Source organism: Paenibacillus sp. LS1 (assembly GCF_026013365.1).
GTDB lineage: Bacteria > Bacillota > Bacilli > Paenibacillales > Paenibacillaceae > Paenibacillus.
The window spans coordinates 214,653-231,554 of the sequence record NZ_JAPDOE010000008.1 but is presented as its reverse complement, the minus strand read 5'-3'; the positions used below and the strand labels follow the sequence as shown (position 1 = coordinate 231,554).

Genomic DNA, 16,902 nt, shown 5'->3' with positions numbered 1-16,902 from the left:
TACGATTCGTTAAATTTTCGAAATGGCAGAAATTCATGGAATAGAGCCTGTGGAGTTCGTTAGGAAACTACTCCTTAAACAAAAAAGAAACAACGCAGGATGAATCCTGCGCTGTGCCGATCTGAATCATCAGGAACGTTACACCCCGTCTTCGAACACAGGGGTTTATTTAGAGCCTTTTAAGTCAGCCCCTATCGTAACGATCCACATTCAGCAAAGCCGTCTTGCACTCACAACTACTTAGATAAACATGGTTTTGGAGATAATGACCAGCAGGATGAACAGTACAAGGATCGTACCCATGGAACCCCAGCTTGAGCCACCATGACCATAGGATACTCCACAGCCCTGTTGATAACCGTGCATCATTGGAGCCTGATTGGCATGGTGTCCGTATCCATAGCCATATCCCATTGGCATTGTTCCACAACCATATCCATACCCATGCATTTCATGACCTGTGTATTGGTATCCTTGCATATGCTCATAACCTCCCGTATGTCCGTATACGTGTCCCTGTCCGTTCGGTGAATTCGGTTTTACTTCGCTCATTGTTCATTCCTCCTTAACATTTGCCTACACCCCTAAGCTATGTATTTAGCCTACCTCTGGACCGGGCTATTGCCCTCATTTTGACAAAATGGGCGTTTAGCCATTAGGTAACCTTCCCCATTTTTGAAACATACTCTGTCCTTCCGTTTCTTAAATTCCACCAATTCTTTCGTTAAAACGGTAAGCTATCTTATCTCTCTTGCTCTCAACCATGCTTGTCCTCTACAAAAAAAACCCCACCGGTTGCCCGGCAGAGCTCGCCATATTATACCCAGAAAGATTTAGTGATGATTACGAGAAGAATGAACAGAACCAGGATTGCTCCAGTCGATGTCCAGCCGCCGTATCCTACGCCTTCAACTACTTTGCTCATGCAGAACCCTCCTTTACCAATATATTAGGGTCCGAACGGTTTATTAGATCAAGAATGCTTTAGAGATGATGACCAACAAGATAAAGAGAACCAAGATCGCGCCAGTCGATGTCCATGCGCCGCCGTATCCACCTACTACTCCACTCATGTAAACCCCTCCTTTGATTTGAGGTACAGTTCACTATATGCACCAATCACACATGGGACCGGGCTCAGGTCGAAAATGGGCAGTTCTTTTCCACAAATCATTCTCTAATTGCACATACATACAAGGTTAGTTCTTTAGTCAGGTTCTTATATTCAAATACGTTTAAGTCACAAATAAATGTCACGGTTACATCAGACAAATTACCTTTTTGATAATTATGAATACTGAAATCTTTATTAATGTTATTATTTTACTAATAAAGTAGAAAGGAGTCTCCGAATTAGCTCAAGGATGAAACCAGGCAGTTCTTAAGTTTATTAGCAAGCGAGCAATTACGAACACCTAACATCTAAACTTGATTATCGCAAACAAGATGATGACCTTAGAAAAAATCCCAACCGATGGGAAGCACATTAGGAGAAATTAGACATAATGAAGAAACTTATTACGATTCTGGCACTAGCCGCATTGCTTAGCGCTTGTGGTAATTCAGAAACAAACACAACAGCCGATACCCAAACTTCGGAAACAACCCAAGCAACTGAAACTGTTTCAACGGAAGCTAAAGCTGCGAAATACACTACATATAGTGGAGAAGGATTTTCTTTTGCATATCCTGAATCCTGGAAAAGCGTAGATACAAGTCAAATGAATGTTCCCGCAATTAAAGCTGCTTTTTCGGACCAATCCTCATCAGCCACATTTGCAGATAACGTTAACTTGACGATTGAGGCTAGCCCATCGGGTTCAACTAATCCTGAAGAATACGCCAATAATGTAGTTGATTATTACACACAAAACGGTTCAACTATCGGCATTTCCGATTATAAAAAAACCAGCTACACAAACAAGCCTTATAAAGAATATAGCGCTGGTGTCTTGGAAGGCTCGTATAAACACACATCGGGTACCGATGTTGCCCTTGTCCAGTATCTGATTCCGACCAATACAGAACTCTATAGCATGACGTTAACCTATGCCAAAGATACGTATAATCAAGACGAGATCAAAGATATCCTTGATTCCCTGAATATTACTGCTCCTCTGGAGCAAACAGCTCAAACTGCAACGACTGGAAATTCATCGGCCACGTCATCAGCTGCCGATTTCTTTAATGAGTTAACTCCGTACATTACAGAAGATACAGCCTTTATGGAGCAGGCTTCTTACGATTTCTTTGGTAAAGATAGCGATGTATTCCCGGCCATTACGGCAGAACTAAGCAAAAAGGTACAGGGTCTCGTTGACTCCAATGTAACGACCCGTCATCTGAATAAAAATGTGGCCAATTATTACAATACATTCGTACAAGTCAGCGGGGAAGTCATCTCCGTTGAAGAAGATAGCTCTCTCGGAGCAACCTTCTCTATCGTTCATGTCATGGATGAGAATGGGAACGATATTATAGCGTTATACCCTGCAACGACCGGAGATCTACTTGATGGCGATTATGCTACTGTTATTGGTGCGCCAATTACCAACTTCTCTTTTGAAAATGTTGGCGGTGGTTACACTAATGCCACTTTGATTGGTGCTTCACTGGTAATTGCAGATTAATATGTTACATGCATATACAAAAGGACCAGCTTAATGAACGTTAAGCTGGTCCTTTTTGTCCTTTAATTTATAGACATCTCTATTTTATGACCCGAAATAGACATCCAGCTTCCCTGTAGGCGGGGTTGTTGCCATCCATACCGCCGCCAGATTGTCGGGTGCCTGGGTGTAAGCAGTGATGTAGTCGCCAATGAGTACCGTAGGTGTAGGCGAGTTCCCATTCGGATTGAACGAAGTTGTAGTAAGCCTCCGATTCGTAAAAGTCGCCCCCCCGTCAAACGATTCCGCCACATAGACATCCAGCAAAAAACCATCGAGCTGATTGGTGTAGTAGATAACCCGTATTACACCGGTGAACGGAGATACGGTAATGGAAGGAAAGAAATTCTGTGTTCCCACCGGTGCTCCTGTAATACTCACCGGCTCACTCCAGAGCAATCCATCGGGTGAGGTACACATGAATACATCCGTATACCCATTCCGGGCATCATTCCATACCGCGTAAACAGTATCACTGTAGATACTGTTGGATATGTCCGCAGCCAGATTCAGGTTTGTTTGGACACGAAATGCATAATTGGGTACAGGCAAAACCTGCGGTGAAGGTACAACGGAGGCAATTAGGGTGGACTGATTGCTAATAGGTGGCTGGAATGTAGTGCCCCCGTCATAGGAAGTCCGAAGTAAAGCATACGCACTGCCCGGACCCGTGAGGATATAGCCGGCATAGACTTGCCCTGTGAATCCAATCCCGATGGTCGCCCGATCATGGAAACCTCTTGGATTGGAGATCCTGCTCGGAATCTGCCAGGTTGATGCCACATCCTCAGTTCGTTGTAAGAATATCGATGAAGCTGCCGTTGCCAGCGGGGTATAGCCGACATAAACATTCCCTCGATAGGGGCTTCCAGGCGTACGATCACAGGCTACAAACGGTTCATCATTGTGAACAATCAGTCCGTAACCCCTATTAACAAATACAGGCGGGGTCCAGGTCACACCGTCATCAAGCGAAGTATAGCTAATGATCGTACCGTCATTATCTCCATTGAATACATGTACCGTTACAATGAATGTGCTTGGAAAGGTATAATCAATCGTAGGCGCTTCCGCACCCTCGTACCCTGCTGGTTGCGGCAGAGTTGATGTCACCCAGGTCTGCCCCCCATCAATGGAGCGGTAGAATCCGGTCCTTGTTGGTCCAGTACTTGTATCGACCGCAACAACACACATTATATTGGGAAGCAATTCATTAACCGCGATCGATGGTTCGAACTGGCTGCCTCCCAGTGCCCCTGTAATATTTACAACTGGCATCTGTATTCACCTCCGCATATTGAATTTAAGGAATATTGGTGAAGCGGTCCACCCATACCATCTCCGATTGCAGCACACGCTGCGTAATGTTCCCTGCGGAATCCAGACTGTACACCTGAATGATCGTGCTGGTTGCACTGAAATAGTCGCTTTGAACCTCAAAATAATCCGCTGCATTCAGGGTATACAATAATGTTTTGGATACTTGGGCTGGTAACTGGAACAGATCATGGCCTATTGGAATTCTGGCGTTCTGGGAAGTGTCCCAGCGAAAGACCTGAAGTTCGATATTGGAGGGAATATTGAGAGAATCATTTAGGCAAGTAACGATCAGTTGTGTCGCACGATCATTCCCCATCGGAGTGTTGAAGATGAGACCTGTACTATAGGGCATCACCATGCCTCCCTTCCTCTATATCACTGCCGACAAAGATTGACAGTATACTATAAAATATGTGATCTCTCGTTGAAAGACACGGCAGAATCTGCGAATTTCTGAAAGAATCCTTGCAAGAATCGCCTAACTTTGAAAACCACAATAAAGAGCAAAAACTGCAAGCCCCGAACCGGGACTTGCAGTCGTGATACGAGGCTTATTTTTCGCTGAAGTTGCACTCTGTTAATTAGGTCTTGTCTGAAGCGATGTCAATTTATCCTGAACCGATTGTAACTTCTGTAAGCTTGAGGCATCCGGTTTATCACGACGGTCGTCGATCTTGACGGATGTGGATACGCGCTGAGCTCCTGACAAAAACGGCGCTTCATGCAGAGCCGCAATTGCTGTAAAGACCTCGTTAAGCGGCCCCTCAATAATGGTGCTCATGGAAGTTAACTGATATGTAATGCCCCGTTGATGTTCCAATACCTTCTGCATGTCTGCCACATAACTGCTCAGACTGGTCGTACCCGTTCCGATTGGAATTACAGTCACTTCTGCTATTGCCATTTTGCTCCGCCTCCTCTGGGCCCCGTGAACAACCGCTGCCACTTATTTTTAGTCGATTTTTGACTGTTTTTATTCTACCAGTTGAATACGTTACAATTCAAACTGACGTGAAGACGTCATTCGAATTGGTCAAAATTTTTTTTTGATAAATCTTCAAATCTTCCAGTCCTTTTCCTTTGCGGATTCCTCGCTTAAATGGTATACTCGGAATTACGTTTTACTGTATCGGCCCACTTTACAAACACAATATGTTGGGTTACAGTATGTTGACAGCTACAAAATGTAGTAACACTAGATTTCTCCGCTTCTATTAGTCACCTTCTGCATTCTCGCGAAAAACAGGATGAAATCACCTCCAAAGGCACGTCCCTGTAGGTGTAAATCGCTTTCTCGAAACAGAGTTGACATGGAGGTTAACGGGGCTGTTTGGACTGCATCCGGTATCCTCAAACTACAGGCACATCTGCAATATACAAAAGCTTACATAAGCACCCTTTTCTGTCGATTTCCTGACTACTAAGACAGTAAGGAAGCAAGAGCATCCATGGGCATTTTCAGCCGCGAGGCGGGGAGAATGCTTTTTATATGAGCATGTTCTGCATTGTGCTGTTTTGTGCTCCTCAAGTTGAGCGATTTAAGACATGACTTGTCACCGCCGTTTCAGTCCGCCAAACGCAACCTTTACCTTTTTCTCACCGTAAGACGACACTCAATTCTTTATATAAAGAATTTCTCCAATTTATCTCTTAAACATGCGAAAGCGAGGAATATTCATGCCACAAGTTGTGACCAAGCCGAACAACCGCCAGCTTGCCTTTGATGATATGCGCATCTCGGTATATGCCGACCGTACTCTGGAAGGACTGGAAATGCTGGACAAGGAACGTCTGGTACGTGGGGTAAACAGCAAGCTCCGCCGTGATGAAGTTACCGGAGACGAAATCAGCAACGCTTTTATCATGAGCGCACTGGAACTGGTAACCAAAGAGGAGCCTAACTGGAAATTTGCAGCGGCACGCTCCCTGCTCACTTCCCTGTACAAAAAAGCGGCTACCAACCGCAGATACAAATCATACCCGGACGAGCCTTACGGCGCATTCCATCCTCTTCTTGTAGATCTCGTGAAGAAAGGTATCTACCGCGAAGAATTGCTGGAATGTTACACCAAAGAACAGATCGATGAACTTGCTGAGTGCATTGACTACCGCAACGATCTGCTCTTCGATTACATCGGCTTGCTCACACTGGCAGAACGTTACCTCGCACACGATTTTGACGGAAAAGTAATGGAATTGCCGCAAGAGCGTTATATGGTTATCGCCATGTTCCTAATGCATCAGGAGCCTGCCGAGAGACGTATGGATCTCGTCAAGGAAGCTTACTGGGCAATGAGCAACATGTACATGACTGCAGCTACCCCTACGATGTCCAATGCAGGTAAAAAAGTAGCCGGACAGCTCTCCAGCTGCTTCATTGATACTGTAGATGATTCACTCGAAGGCATCTTCGATTCCAACACGGATGTAGCTCGTCTGAGCAAAATGGGTGGCGGCATCGGCGTTTACCTCGGCAAAGTCAGAGCTCGTGGTTCGGATATCCGTGGTCACCAAAATACAAGTTCCGGTGTAATCCCTTGGATTCGCCAACTAAACAATACAGCGGTCAGCGTAGACCAGCTCGGTACGCGTAAAGGTGCCATTGCCGTCTACCTGGACGTTTTCCACAAAGACATTCTGGCCTTCCTCGATCTGAAGCTGAACAACGGCGACGAGCGTATGCGTGCGCATGACGTATTCCACGGCATCTGTCTGCCTGACTTGTTCATGGAGCGGGTATCCACTCGCGGCGAATGGAGCCTGTTCTGTCCACACGAAACGAAGAAAGTGATGGGCTGGAAGGACGAGAATGGTCGTGCACTCGGACTGGAAGATTTCTATGATGAGTCCTTTGGCGAAGGTGCGTTCCGTGATAAATACGAAGAAGCGGTGAATCACCCACTGCTGTCCCGGATTACAGTACAGGCAATTGACATCATGAAGCGTGTACTTAAATCCCAACTGGAGACAGGCACACCATACATGTTCTACCGGGATACGGTTAACCGCTCGAATCCTAACCGTGCACACGGTATGGTATACTCCTCCAACCTGTGTACCGAAATCATGCAGAACCAGTCTGCCACTGTAATTGAAAAGGAAGAACTCGTAACCAAGGATGGACAAACTCGCATCGTGATCTCCAAAGTGCCTGGCGACTTTGTTGTCTGCAACCTGAACTCCATTCATCTGGCACGCGCGATACCTCATAATGTATTGGAGCGTCTCGTTCCAATTCAGGTACGCATGCTGGACAACGTTATCGACATTAACAACATTGAAGTGTTGCAAGCCCAATATACCAACAGCCAATATCGCGCAGTCGGTCTGGGAACGTTTGGACTTCACCACCTGCTTGCTCTCGAAGGCATTCATTGGGAGTCTGACGAAGCGGTAACATATAACGATAATCTGTATGAAAAAATTAACTACCTGCTCGTGAAATCCAGTATGGAGCTGTCCAAAGAAAAAGGACATTATCCGAAGTTCAAAGGTTCCGATTGGGAAAGTGGTCATTACTTCGACCAACGCGAGTACACATCCGGTGAGCGCGTAGGTGAATTCGTGACAACCGAACAGTGGAAAGAACTGCAAGCCGAAGTACAGCAAAACGGTGTACGTAATGCCTGGTTGTTCGCCATTGCACCTAATGGTTCCACGTCCATCATTGCCGGCTCAACGGCTAGTATTGATCCGCTCTATGAGCTGTTATCTTATGAAGAGAAAACAACGTACAAAATTGCCAATCCGGCTCCGGATCTGTCCGAAAAAACAAGCCCTTATTACCAAACGGCGTTCATGGTGGATCAACATGCTTCCATTAATATGGCGGCTGCCCGTCAGCGCCACGTCGATCAGGGACAAAGCTTCAACTTTTACGTTCGACCGGATATTAAAGCAACAGAATTCCTGGAATTGCATCTGCACGCCTGGAGAGCCGGCATGAAATCAACCTATTATGTTCGTAGCCGGGCATTAACGATTGAATAATCTTGATTTTTGCGCAAGATCCGTTTTATCCATGATAGAGAAGATTTACTAGATTCAAGGTGACCACCAGGGCATCCTGTTTTGATTGCAAAATGGCGTTGCCCTGGTTCTTTTTTGCCTAAAATACGATCACAGCATCGCAAGATGTTGATATAGATGCTTTTCCAAAGTTCTGTCGGCAGAACATTATGAAATTTCAAGGAGTGAAACGGACTATGCAAGTACAGAAAATTTTCAACACCGAAGCGCCTAACCAATCGACCCGTATTATTGAAGGTGAATGCTCCGGTATCCTGAACTGGAACGACATTCGCATGCCTCATATGTACAAATTGTACAAAGTACTGCTGCTCAACCACTGGATCGCAGACGAGATTCCAATGTCCAAAGATGCTTCCCAGTTTGCCCAGCTGGACGAGGAAGAACAACGTACGTTCAAAATCAACATCTCCCTGCTCGCGGTACTTGATTCCATGCAGACGATGTTTGTCGGTGACGTGAAACGTTACTTTACCGATTCTTCACTCGAAGCAATCTCGGCCATTATCGGACAACAGGAAGTCGTTCATAACCAATCGTATTCCTACGTCCTGTCTTCCATCGTATCTGATCGGGAGCAAAAGGAAATATTTGAATACTGGAAACATGATCCAGTACTGCTTGACCGTAACCGTTTCATCGCAGACATTTACCAAACATTCCGGGACGAGCCGTCTCCACAGACGTTCTTCCAGGCTATGGTAGCTGACCTGGTACTCGAAGGTATCTTCTTCTATAGTACGTTTGCCTTCTTCTACAATCTGGCCCGTGACCAGAAAATGATGGCAACCAGCCAGATGATCTCGTATATCCAGCGGGATGAAAACCAACACTGTTACTTCTTCGCCGAAGTGTACAAACAGTTGCTGGTAGACTTCCCTGAACTGAACACACCTGAGAACATGGACTATGTATACAAAACCATCCATCGTGCTGTTGAGCTTGAAACCAACTGGGCACATTACACACTCAGCAATGTACGCGGTATTGACCTGAATGAGTTGGAAGACTACATCAAGTACATCGCCAACAAACGTCTGCGTCTGATGGGTATGGAAAAAGCGTATGAAGGTGTGGATGTAAACTGCATGCCTTGGATCAAACCATTCTCTGATGAAGCACTAAATGCAACAAAAACGGACTTCTTCGAAGCTAAATCCCGTAACTACGGTAAAGTTGGCGATGATAACGGTTTTGACGATTTGTAAAATCTTCTGATCGGGTATCTACTACTTGAGTATATCCAGTATAAATAAACACAAATTAAAGCACTCCCTTTGATAGAATGCCTTCATGGCTATCTGCATGCGGGAGTGTTTTTTTGTCTCTTAACCTTGTAAGATAGTTTTGAAAGAGATTCATACCCCTCCTACTGAAATGAGGCCTATTAATGGAAAGAGAACTGCTGGAACAAATCAACTTGTGGCATGAGCAGGACCAATTCAGTCTCATTATTGAACATATTGAACGTATCCCCGTCGCAGAGCGGGATTATGATCTGATTGGTCAACTCGCCAGAGCCTATAACAATGACGCAAGTTACCGCGAAGCCATTCAACAGTTGTTGTCTGTACAGGAGCGAGGAGTAAGCGATCCGCTCTGGCAATATCGTTTGGGTTACGCATACTGTTACATCGCGAGCTATGAACAGGCACTACTGGCTTTTGAGAGAGCTGACGAACTTCTGCCTCATGATGAATCTACGCTTGAATTCCTTCGCCAGATTCGTCCCCAAGCGGAGAAAATGCGGCTTGATCGACAACGCCATGAAGAGAATATCGCAGCATTGGAGCAGAGCGGCACACAGAACCATCTAAGAGCCGCCTCAGGGACTTACGCTCCCGCAACGTTCTGGGTACACAGCGATTATGCGCAGGAAAATCATGTCTCGGAACCATTTGACGAAGAAGAGATTGTGTCTATTGAGAAGGAACTGGGTTACAAGCTGCCCGCTTCCTATATTCATTTAATGAATACCCAGAACGGCGGTATCCCCGCGCTTACTGTATTTCCCACCAAAGAAGCAACTTCCTGGGCTGAGGATCACATTACCATTTCAAGCATTATGGGGATCGGACACGATAAAACATACGCACTCGGTGGTGAGCTGGGAAGTCGGTTCATGATCGAAGATTGGGGATATCCCGATCTGGGGATTGTGATCTGTGATTGTCCGTCCGCTGGTCATGATGTCGTTATGCTGGATTATCGATTCTGTGGTCCGGAAGGAGAGCCCTGTGTAGTTCATGTGGATCAGGAAAATGATTATGAGATTACATATCTTGCGCCGAATTTTGAAGCTTTCATCCGTGGCTTGCTCGATGAGGATACGTATGACCTGTCTGACGAACAGAATGAGGACTAAAATCCAGGAGGGTCCGGCCATATGACAACCCGTATATATTTTGGTTCCAATCAACTCGGCGAAGTGGCCGCAGCTTCATTGCAAGATGCGCTGAATGAATTTGATCTGGGAACCCTTGAAGATTATAGACGAACGGATAAAGGCGTTATGGGTCAGACACTGCTCATCCGCTCTTCCCGTGGAGAGTATATTTTGAAAGGCAATCCGTTATATTCAGGACAGTTACAGGAAGAAAAGTTCTTTGTAGAACAACTCGCGAAGCATACGTCCATTCCTGTCCCTGACCCTTATTTAATACATGAAGACACCAATCTTCTCGGCTGGAGTTATGCCATCATGCCGCGCCTGCCGGGGAATCACTTGTATGATCCATCATTCCAGGCCTCACTGTCACAGCAAGATCAGGAAGAGATCGCCTGTATGTTTGCCCATACTTTGGCTGAACTGCACCGCTGGAAGGTGCCTGATGCTGGGGAATATGATCCTGTAGCGAAGCAGATTGTTTCCTTTGCAGGCGATTATCTGGACTGGTTGTACGGAACCATTCGCCACTGGTTACATGATGCCGAACAGTACTCGGTGATTACGGATGAAGATGTTCAGTGGGTGGACGAGCAATTCAAGCATGCTGAACCGGCATTTCGGTCCAAGGCTGTTCCGGGATTTGTCATGGGGGACTTCAAGGTCGAGAATGTTCTTATTCAGAAAATGGATGACCCTTCTTCAGGCTGGCAAATTAGCGGTCTATTCGATTTTACAACCGCCTATTTCGGAGACGGCATAGCCGACTTAACCAAAATGTCCACCAGGTATGTCCGTGAGGGTCAACCAGAGCTGGCCGCACAATTCCTTCGCTGCTACCGGGATCTGGTCTGTGCAGGGGACGTGGAGAAATGTCAGCACTTCCGTGCACGTCTCAGCGTGCATTTGCTCTATCAACGTATCTTGTGGTGGGGTGAAGCCAAAGCGACGGGACAAGTCACGTGGGCAACCGACCTGCCTTTTGCACAGTGGGCCGAACAGTCCATCGAATCGATTGTCGCATTACTGGATGAGTAGATTTGTACAGGTCGGTCACTAGATGGCGGCCTTCCAAACTTACGTATGTATACTTCCATATATGTCACCCAACATCCGGGCGAATGCATAAAACCGCCAAAGATCAATGATGATCTCTGGCGGTTTTCGTCCTACCACGATATATTTCGATCAACGATGAACCCCCGCTCAACTAAGCTTGTGCGACGGGTGACTCCTGATGTTTCTGCAAAAACTCCAGCATCCGGCGATATACGAGAATCTCGTTGGTCTTTCTGGAGAAGCCGTGGCCCTCATCGTCCAGAACGATGTATTCCACATCCAGTCCCTTTGACTGAAGCGCAGCCACGATCTGATCGGATTCAGCCTTCACGACTCTTGGATCATTGGCTCCCTGAATGACCAGCATCGGGTTTACCATCTGATCCAGATACGTAATCGGTGAATCCTTCGTTAGGCGTTCGCGGTCACGGATCGGATCACCCAGCCAGTTATCCATCATCGGCTTCCAGTCTTCCGGCACGGATTCCAGGAATGTGAACAGGTTGCTCGGCCCAAAAATATCGACCGCGGCCCGGAACAGCTCCGGATGGCGCCCTGCTAGTAGCAGGGTCATGTATCCACCGTAACTTCCACCTACCACAAACAAACGCTCCGGCGAGGTAATTCCCTGATCAAACAGCCAGTTAATTCCGGCAACACAGTCAAGCCTTGGGCCTTCGCCCCAATCCCGCTCAACCAATTTGACGAATTCCGCACCATATCCGTTACTGCCACGGAAGTTCGGTGCAAAGATATGATAGCCCTGAGCGAGCATCATCTGAAACATCGGCCGGAAAAACTTCGCTTCCGATGCTTGCGGCCCGCCATGCGGCCAAAATACCGTATAACCATTGGCCTGCTCGGGCTTTGCTTTGAACAAAAGAGCTTCGATCTCCAGTCCATCATAGGAGTTATACCGAATGACGTCAGGGTACACGAGATCACTTGGGTCCAGTCCGGTTACCCGATTGGCAGTCAGCGGCTCCCAGGACTCAGCACCTGCTATTTTGCGATAAATGTTATGCGGCTGGATTGCTCCGCGCCCCAAAATATATACATTACCTGCCTTCGTAACAGTCACCTGCTCAATTGTATCCAGCGGCATATCTACACGCCAAGGCTGAGCTGCATCTTTGTCCAATACGTACATGCGATTCTCCGGTCCTGTTAGTGTCCAAAAATATAAAGTTTCGGAAGCCTGATGCCAGCGGATGAACTCCACATCTTCCCCTTCAATTTTACACAATGGACGGAACGCACGTGTATCAATACGGTACTCAGCTACATAAGCGTATGGAGAGTCATCATTGGTGATCATCAGAATACGATTGTCATCTGCAAAAATCAGATCCGGGATCTGACTCTGCCGTTCTGAGACTGGCAGGATCTCCTGTTCTTCACCGTCACGATACAGATGAGCTGTCTGGTACGTATTCGAGTACATTTTCAAGATGACATAGGCCTGTTCATCTGGACTTACAGCAATCAGATTGCTCGTCACCTCGTCCCCCTGATGCAAGAGCTCGTCCTCTCCCGTCTCCAGATGAAGCCGGCGCGAATTGAGATAATTCGGGTTACCGGCGCTGGTTATATAATACAAACGCTTTCCATCTTCAGATAAGTGGGCGTAATAACAGCGGTCATTTGGCTCAGCCGGAACAATAGGCAGTGGAACACCGCCTTCTGGCTTAAGTGCATATAGATGATAGTTCTCGTCACCATCCCGATCAAACGCGGTAAGAAGATGACGCCCCTGCGGGTCTGCTTTGATAAATTGACTACTCTGATTCAAGTACGTTAAAGGATACGGGTACCCTCCGGGCAAATCCATCGCCCAAATATTTGGCTGACCGTTCAGATTGCTGTCCATGAACAAACGTTTCTCGTCGGCCGATACGGCAAAATGCGAAATTCGGTACGTCTGAAAATATTGCTCGACATCCGGTTTAGGGAACTGAATCATGACAAACCTCCTTGGAATTGAACCAATGAATTTAACATTGGTAAATTAAGGTACCATTTGTCCATATTATAGGTAATGACAATGTTTAGACAATAGATATGTAAGATTTAATTTTTCCTATCTTCCTTTAGCAATGTATATGATCAGCCACATTCATCCGGCGTATGAGTGATCTCTCCGTCCCTGTCACGCATAATGATGCGGAGTACCCCTTGCCCATATCCAGAGAATTCAACATATAATTCTGTCCGTCCCATTCCAGCAAATATTCATAATTACGGATAGCCTGTACCGTATTCAGCGTTCTCCACTGTCCATATAAAGATTGACCCGAAGCCTTGATCCAGGCCTCCTTGCCTGTGAGGACTTTCCACAGCCGGGAAGAAGAATCCTCCCCGAAGCACACACCAGCTTCCAGCACATAATCCCGTTCCTCTTGCGTCAGGAAACGTTGGATGATGGCTTGCTCTCGCAGTAGTGGACGTACCCATTCCACATCCACGCCAAGCTCGTTGTTAGTACATGTAACTGCCAGTACACACAGCCCATTCGTATGCGAAAGGCTGAATTGTGGACCTCCCACGAGATAAGGCTTTCCGCCGGTCCCGTATTGAAATAGAATATCCCGTTCCTGAACCTGCATGTACTGAGCCAGCACTCTTCGCATGAAAACCCTTGAAATCATCCAGCAATGAGCCTTTAACCGTGAGGTACTACTGATTCTGACCATACGTTCATGTTCTTCTAAAGTCAGTGCACTGGAGTCCATGGCAGTAGCTGTCTGTAGTTGATCCTCTCTTATAGGCAAAGTCTGTGTCCAAATATGGACCCCCGGTTCCTCTACAATTGACGCAAACGTATCATTTTTTTGTTCCCTCATTGCTATAAGGCTGCTGATTGTTCCGGTTTTGGAATCCATAAGGCCCTCCTCCCTATGCGTGGATTCATACTATCGTATAACAACCATCCGCAGACGAGCAGACGTTGCCATAGTTCTAAGACCACTCCTAACCTCTTCTTCTGTCAATTCAAGTGCATACGTGCCGAGCTGCATATAATCCAGTCCGATCACCTCATATTCGGAGACGTGCATACATCGCTGTTTTAACGAATCCATGTCTGCATAATACTTGCTTAACCACTTCATCCGTGCATCGTTCAAGTTGGATAGGGACAGCGTTCCGTTCTGAATATGCTCACACGTCTCCTCAATCCGGTTATATAAAGAAACGGGATCTGCTGAATACCCACAAGCATTCGAAAAGGCAAATTCCTTACGATAATAGTGGTCCCATGCTGCACCCTTATGAAGCAGACCCAGCTCCATACATTCGGCGTGGAAATCAGAAGTTTCACCCAGTAAAGCTTCAATGCCGATCATGCAAGCGATTTGCTCTTTTAACTGCATCCCATCTTCGGCACGGAACCCATACCTTACAAGCGGCAAGGGCAAACCAGATTCAATCTCCCGATATTGCTTATTGGAATCCTCGCCCAAATAATGGAGTGTAACTTCTGGCAGATAGGAAGCATTCAGTGGTTCCATCGCAGGGAATTGTTCCAGCATGTCCGCAATGAAATCCGCTTCAACCGGACCGGCAACCGCTACCGCCATTCTCCCTGTGGCATAGCGAGTGTTGTAGGCATGCTTCAGCTCTTCCGTTGTCATTTGGTACAGACTATCCGGTGTGCCTGCAACATCCATCGTGATGGGGTGATTGCTGCCATACATCATCTGAGTTAACTGCTGCAAAGCTCGCCAGGAGGGCTGGTCTGCATACATGGATAGCTCCTGATGAATGGCGGCCCGTTCCTGTTCCATATGCATCGGGGTGAAATAGGGAGAAGCGAGCATGCTGGTGAACAACTCCAGACTTCGTTTCAAATCGCCTGTGCAGGCCATTTGATAAGTCGTTACATCGTAACGCGTCAATGCAGATGTCGAAGCTCCCAGAGTATGAAATAGCGGCTTGACGGGCCGTTGATCCGGATTGTAGAACATCATATGCTCAAGGAAATGTGCTCTGCCAGGCAGGGCTGCATCATGGATTGAGCCATAGGACACGGACCACGAAACAAAAGTATGATGGAACTGGGACTCGGGAAAAATGTGGACCGACAGACCATTGGACAAGCGCCTGCGGACCGGTGCGATATTCACAATACTATTCATGAGTCACCTCCTGTACTGGTGCGGAATACTCACTCTCAGGATACAAAATCCAGGTGACAGCCTTTTTCATGCCAGAGGCTACCTCGGCCACTTGTTCAGAAGTAACACAGGATATGGCTTCCAGGAATTGCGGAGTGGTCATCTGAACCCGGTTGAGCAACCGATCGATGTGAAGGTTGACCACCTGCTCAGGCAGATCGTAACCCACTTGCACATAATGCATCACATTCTGAATAGCTCTATTCAGCTCCACTTCCTGAATGTCTCCACTGCATATCCTCAGCCATTCAGCGTCTATTGCTTCAAGCACCTCTGTCACATATCCACTGCTTGTTCCCGTTGTCACATGAAGCGTTCCCCGATAATCATCCAGCGTACTGTAGATCTGATACACCCATTGCTTTCGTTCACGAAGCTCGGATTGCAGCCTGGACGCAGGCGTAGCTCCAAACAGGGAATGAAAAAGAAACAGGGCAGGGTAGTCCGACGATCCATACGTCACCCTGGTGGTGAAGGCCACATTAATTTTGCATTGCTGAACATCCATCAGCTCAAGCATCATCTCGCCTTCCTCCAGGCGCTCAGTAGGCTGATGCCCGATCACAGATGAAGTTAATCCCCCCTCGGCCGTGACAAGCAATGGCACAAAGGTCTCCATAACCTGAGCTATCATCACATCCGATTGGAAATCACCGATCACATGAATGTGGAGCGGGCTGCAAAGCACCTCCCGGTACCAATGCTGCAATTCACCATCACGCACACAATGTTGCAGTTGCTCGAAGTCGGCATCCCTGCTTCGTCCTGCATATCCAAGCCACTCCAAACTGCGCCCTCGTACCACCTTGTCCCAATTGGAAACATCATAGCCCGCATGATGTTCTGCCCAAACAAGTTCCTCCTGGATCTGCGCTTCATCAAAATCAAATACATCCTTAAGGCTCGATCCAAACAACATATCTGCGAGCAGCTTCAGCGCATCGAGCGTCCGTGCATCGGTCCCGGGCAGCAATCCTGCAGGGATACGCAACCGGATGGATGCGAGCTGAGCCTCCCCCTTCTGCTCCAATTCGTACCCTAGCTCATCGGCATACATGGACCATAGTTGCTGCTGTAGCTTTCTTTTGCCGAGCGAATCCTGCCTGAAAAGCAGCCGCATAATGACTGCAAACACCGCTGATGGAATCCTTCCCTGTTCGTTAACGATACCCAGATGGAGATAACAGTTTGCGTATTGGCTTGTTGGCATCACATGGACCGATAGACGATTGTATTGCTCCGTAATGAAAGACTGCATCCTTGC

General features: G+C 47.0%; 15 protein-coding genes. 5 read left to right on the top strand and 10 right to left on the bottom strand.

What is annotated here, in order from left to right; translation table 11 throughout:
- Positions 1-240 precede the first annotated feature (240 nt).
- From OM416_RS23965 to OM416_RS23955, 3 genes are all read right to left on the bottom strand, one after another.
- Positions 241-552 (bottom strand): hypothetical protein, encoded by a 312-nt coding sequence (locus OM416_RS23965; protein WP_076332695.1) that lies wholly within the window; start codon positions 550-552, stop codon positions 241-243.
- A gap of 265 nt (positions 553-817) precedes the next feature.
- Positions 818-925 carry a sporulation protein YjcZ gene (locus OM416_RS23960; RefSeq protein WP_201028111.1) on the bottom strand — a complete coding sequence of 36 codons (108 nt, stop codon included), beginning with the start codon at positions 923-925 and terminating at the stop codon, positions 818-820.
- Positions 926-968: 43 nt separating this feature from the next.
- Positions 969-1,073, bottom strand: a complete 105-nt coding sequence (locus tag OM416_RS23955; RefSeq protein WP_017690880.1) for a hypothetical protein — start codon at positions 1,071-1,073, stop codon at positions 969-971.
- A 432-nt stretch (positions 1,074-1,505) separates the two neighbouring features.
- On the opposite strand from OM416_RS23955, the gene OM416_RS23950 reads away from it, so the two are divergent.
- The gene (locus OM416_RS23950) at positions 1,506-2,630 is read left to right on the top strand and encodes a PsbP-related protein (RefSeq protein ID WP_264933708.1); all 1,125 of its coding nucleotides are present in this window, start codon (positions 1,506-1,508) and stop codon (positions 2,628-2,630) included.
- Positions 2,631-2,714: 84 nt separating this feature from the next.
- Here the strand turns inward: OM416_RS23950 and OM416_RS23945 are convergent, their stop codons facing one another.
- From OM416_RS23945 to OM416_RS23935, 3 genes are all read right to left on the bottom strand, one after another.
- Positions 2,715-3,947 (bottom strand): exo-alpha-sialidase, encoded by a 1,233-nt coding sequence (locus tag OM416_RS23945; RefSeq protein WP_264933705.1) that lies wholly within the window; start codon positions 3,945-3,947, stop codon positions 2,715-2,717.
- A 25-nt stretch (positions 3,948-3,972) separates the two neighbouring features.
- On the bottom strand, positions 3,973-4,341 hold the full coding sequence (locus tag OM416_RS23940; RefSeq protein WP_145151937.1) for a hypothetical protein: 369 nt from the start codon (positions 4,339-4,341) through the stop codon (positions 3,973-3,975).
- Between the two features lie 225 nt (positions 4,342-4,566).
- On the bottom strand, positions 4,567-4,893 hold the full coding sequence (locus OM416_RS23935; RefSeq protein WP_264933701.1) for an MTH1187 family thiamine-binding protein: 327 nt from the start codon (positions 4,891-4,893) through the stop codon (positions 4,567-4,569).
- A gap of 773 nt (positions 4,894-5,666) precedes the next feature.
- Between OM416_RS23935 and OM416_RS23930 the strand changes: the two genes are divergently transcribed.
- The 4 genes from OM416_RS23930 (at position 5,667) to OM416_RS23915 (ending at position 11,442) form a co-directional block, all read left to right on the top strand.
- Positions 5,667-7,979 carry a ribonucleoside-diphosphate reductase subunit alpha gene (locus OM416_RS23930; protein WP_264933699.1) on the top strand — a complete coding sequence of 771 codons (2,313 nt, stop codon included), beginning with the start codon at positions 5,667-5,669 and terminating at the stop codon, positions 7,977-7,979.
- 215 nt (positions 7,980-8,194) lie between these two features.
- On the top strand, positions 8,195-9,226 hold the full coding sequence (locus OM416_RS23925) for a ribonucleotide-diphosphate reductase subunit beta (RefSeq protein ID WP_091018583.1): 1,032 nt from the start codon (positions 8,195-8,197) through the stop codon (positions 9,224-9,226).
- Positions 9,227-9,408: 182 nt separating this feature from the next.
- Positions 9,409-10,383: an SMI1/KNR4 family protein gene (locus OM416_RS23920; RefSeq protein WP_264933695.1), complete on the top strand. Its 975-nt coding sequence runs from the start codon at positions 9,409-9,411 to the stop codon at positions 10,381-10,383.
- Positions 10,384-10,404: 21 nt separating this feature from the next.
- Positions 10,405-11,442: a phosphotransferase family protein gene (locus OM416_RS23915; protein ID WP_264933693.1), complete on the top strand. Its 1,038-nt coding sequence runs from the start codon at positions 10,405-10,407 to the stop codon at positions 11,440-11,442.
- Positions 11,443-11,614: 172 nt separating this feature from the next.
- Here OM416_RS23915 and OM416_RS23910 read toward each other — a convergent pair whose 3' ends face one another.
- From OM416_RS23910 to OM416_RS23895, 4 genes are all read right to left on the bottom strand, one after another.
- Positions 11,615-13,426 carry a S9 family peptidase gene (locus OM416_RS23910; protein WP_264933691.1) on the bottom strand — a complete coding sequence of 604 codons (1,812 nt, stop codon included), beginning with the start codon at positions 13,424-13,426 and terminating at the stop codon, positions 11,615-11,617.
- Between the two features lie 127 nt (positions 13,427-13,553).
- Positions 13,554-14,345 carry a 4'-phosphopantetheinyl transferase family protein gene (locus OM416_RS23905; RefSeq protein ID WP_264933689.1) on the bottom strand — a complete coding sequence of 264 codons (792 nt, stop codon included), beginning with the start codon at positions 14,343-14,345 and terminating at the stop codon, positions 13,554-13,556.
- A 30-nt stretch (positions 14,346-14,375) separates the two neighbouring features.
- Positions 14,376-15,599 (bottom strand): M16 family metallopeptidase, encoded by a 1,224-nt coding sequence (locus OM416_RS23900; RefSeq protein WP_264933687.1) that lies wholly within the window; start codon positions 15,597-15,599, stop codon positions 14,376-14,378.
- The gene (locus OM416_RS23895; protein ID WP_264933685.1) at positions 15,592-16,896 is read right to left on the bottom strand and encodes a M16 family metallopeptidase; all 1,305 of its coding nucleotides are present in this window, start codon (positions 16,894-16,896) and stop codon (positions 15,592-15,594) included. Before OM416_RS23895 ends, OM416_RS23900 begins: the two co-directional genes overlap by 8 nt.
- Positions 16,897-16,902 lie beyond the last annotated feature (6 nt).

Bases quoted from the DNA above. Each gene is read 5' to 3' on its own strand.
- OM416_RS23965 (WP_076332695.1), bottom strand. From the start codon at position 552: ATGAGCGAAGTAAAACCGAATTCACCGAACGGACAGGGACACGTATAC.
- OM416_RS23950 (WP_264933708.1), top strand. From the start codon at position 1,506: ATGAAGAAACTTATTACGATTCTGGCACTAGCCGCATTGCTTAGCGCT.
- OM416_RS23915 (WP_264933693.1), top strand. From the start codon at position 10,405: ATGACAACCCGTATATATTTTGGTTCCAATCAACTCGGCGAAGTGGCC.
- OM416_RS23925 (WP_091018583.1), top strand. From the start codon at position 8,195: ATGCAAGTACAGAAAATTTTCAACACCGAAGCGCCTAACCAATCGACC.
- OM416_RS23900 (WP_264933687.1), bottom strand. From the start codon at position 15,599: ATGAATAGTATTGTGAATATCGCACCGGTCCGCAGGCGCTTGTCCAAT.
- OM416_RS23960 (WP_201028111.1), bottom strand. From the start codon at position 925: ATGAGCAAAGTAGTTGAAGGCGTAGGATACGGCGGCTGGACATCGACT.
- OM416_RS23945 (WP_264933705.1), bottom strand. From the start codon at position 3,947: ATGCCAGTTGTAAATATTACAGGGGCACTGGGAGGCAGCCAGTTCGAA.
- OM416_RS23910 (WP_264933691.1), bottom strand. From the start codon at position 13,426: ATGATTCAGTTCCCTAAACCGGATGTCGAGCAATATTTTCAGACGTAC.
- OM416_RS23935 (WP_264933701.1), bottom strand. From the start codon at position 4,893: ATGGCAATAGCAGAAGTGACTGTAATTCCAATCGGAACGGGTACGACC.
- OM416_RS23955 (WP_017690880.1), bottom strand. From the start codon at position 1,073: ATGAGTGGAGTAGTAGGTGGATACGGCGGCGCATGGACATCGACTGGC.
- OM416_RS23930 (WP_264933699.1), top strand. From the start codon at position 5,667: ATGCCACAAGTTGTGACCAAGCCGAACAACCGCCAGCTTGCCTTTGAT.
- OM416_RS23940 (WP_145151937.1), bottom strand. From the start codon at position 4,341: ATGCCCTATAGTACAGGTCTCATCTTCAACACTCCGATGGGGAATGAT.
- OM416_RS23920 (WP_264933695.1), top strand. From the start codon at position 9,409: ATGGAAAGAGAACTGCTGGAACAAATCAACTTGTGGCATGAGCAGGAC.
- OM416_RS23895 (WP_264933685.1), bottom strand. From the start codon at position 16,896: ATGCAGTCTTTCATTACGGAGCAATACAATCGTCTATCGGTCCATGTG.
- OM416_RS23905 (WP_264933689.1), bottom strand. From the start codon at position 14,345: ATGGATTCCAAAACCGGAACAATCAGCAGCCTTATAGCAATGAGGGAA.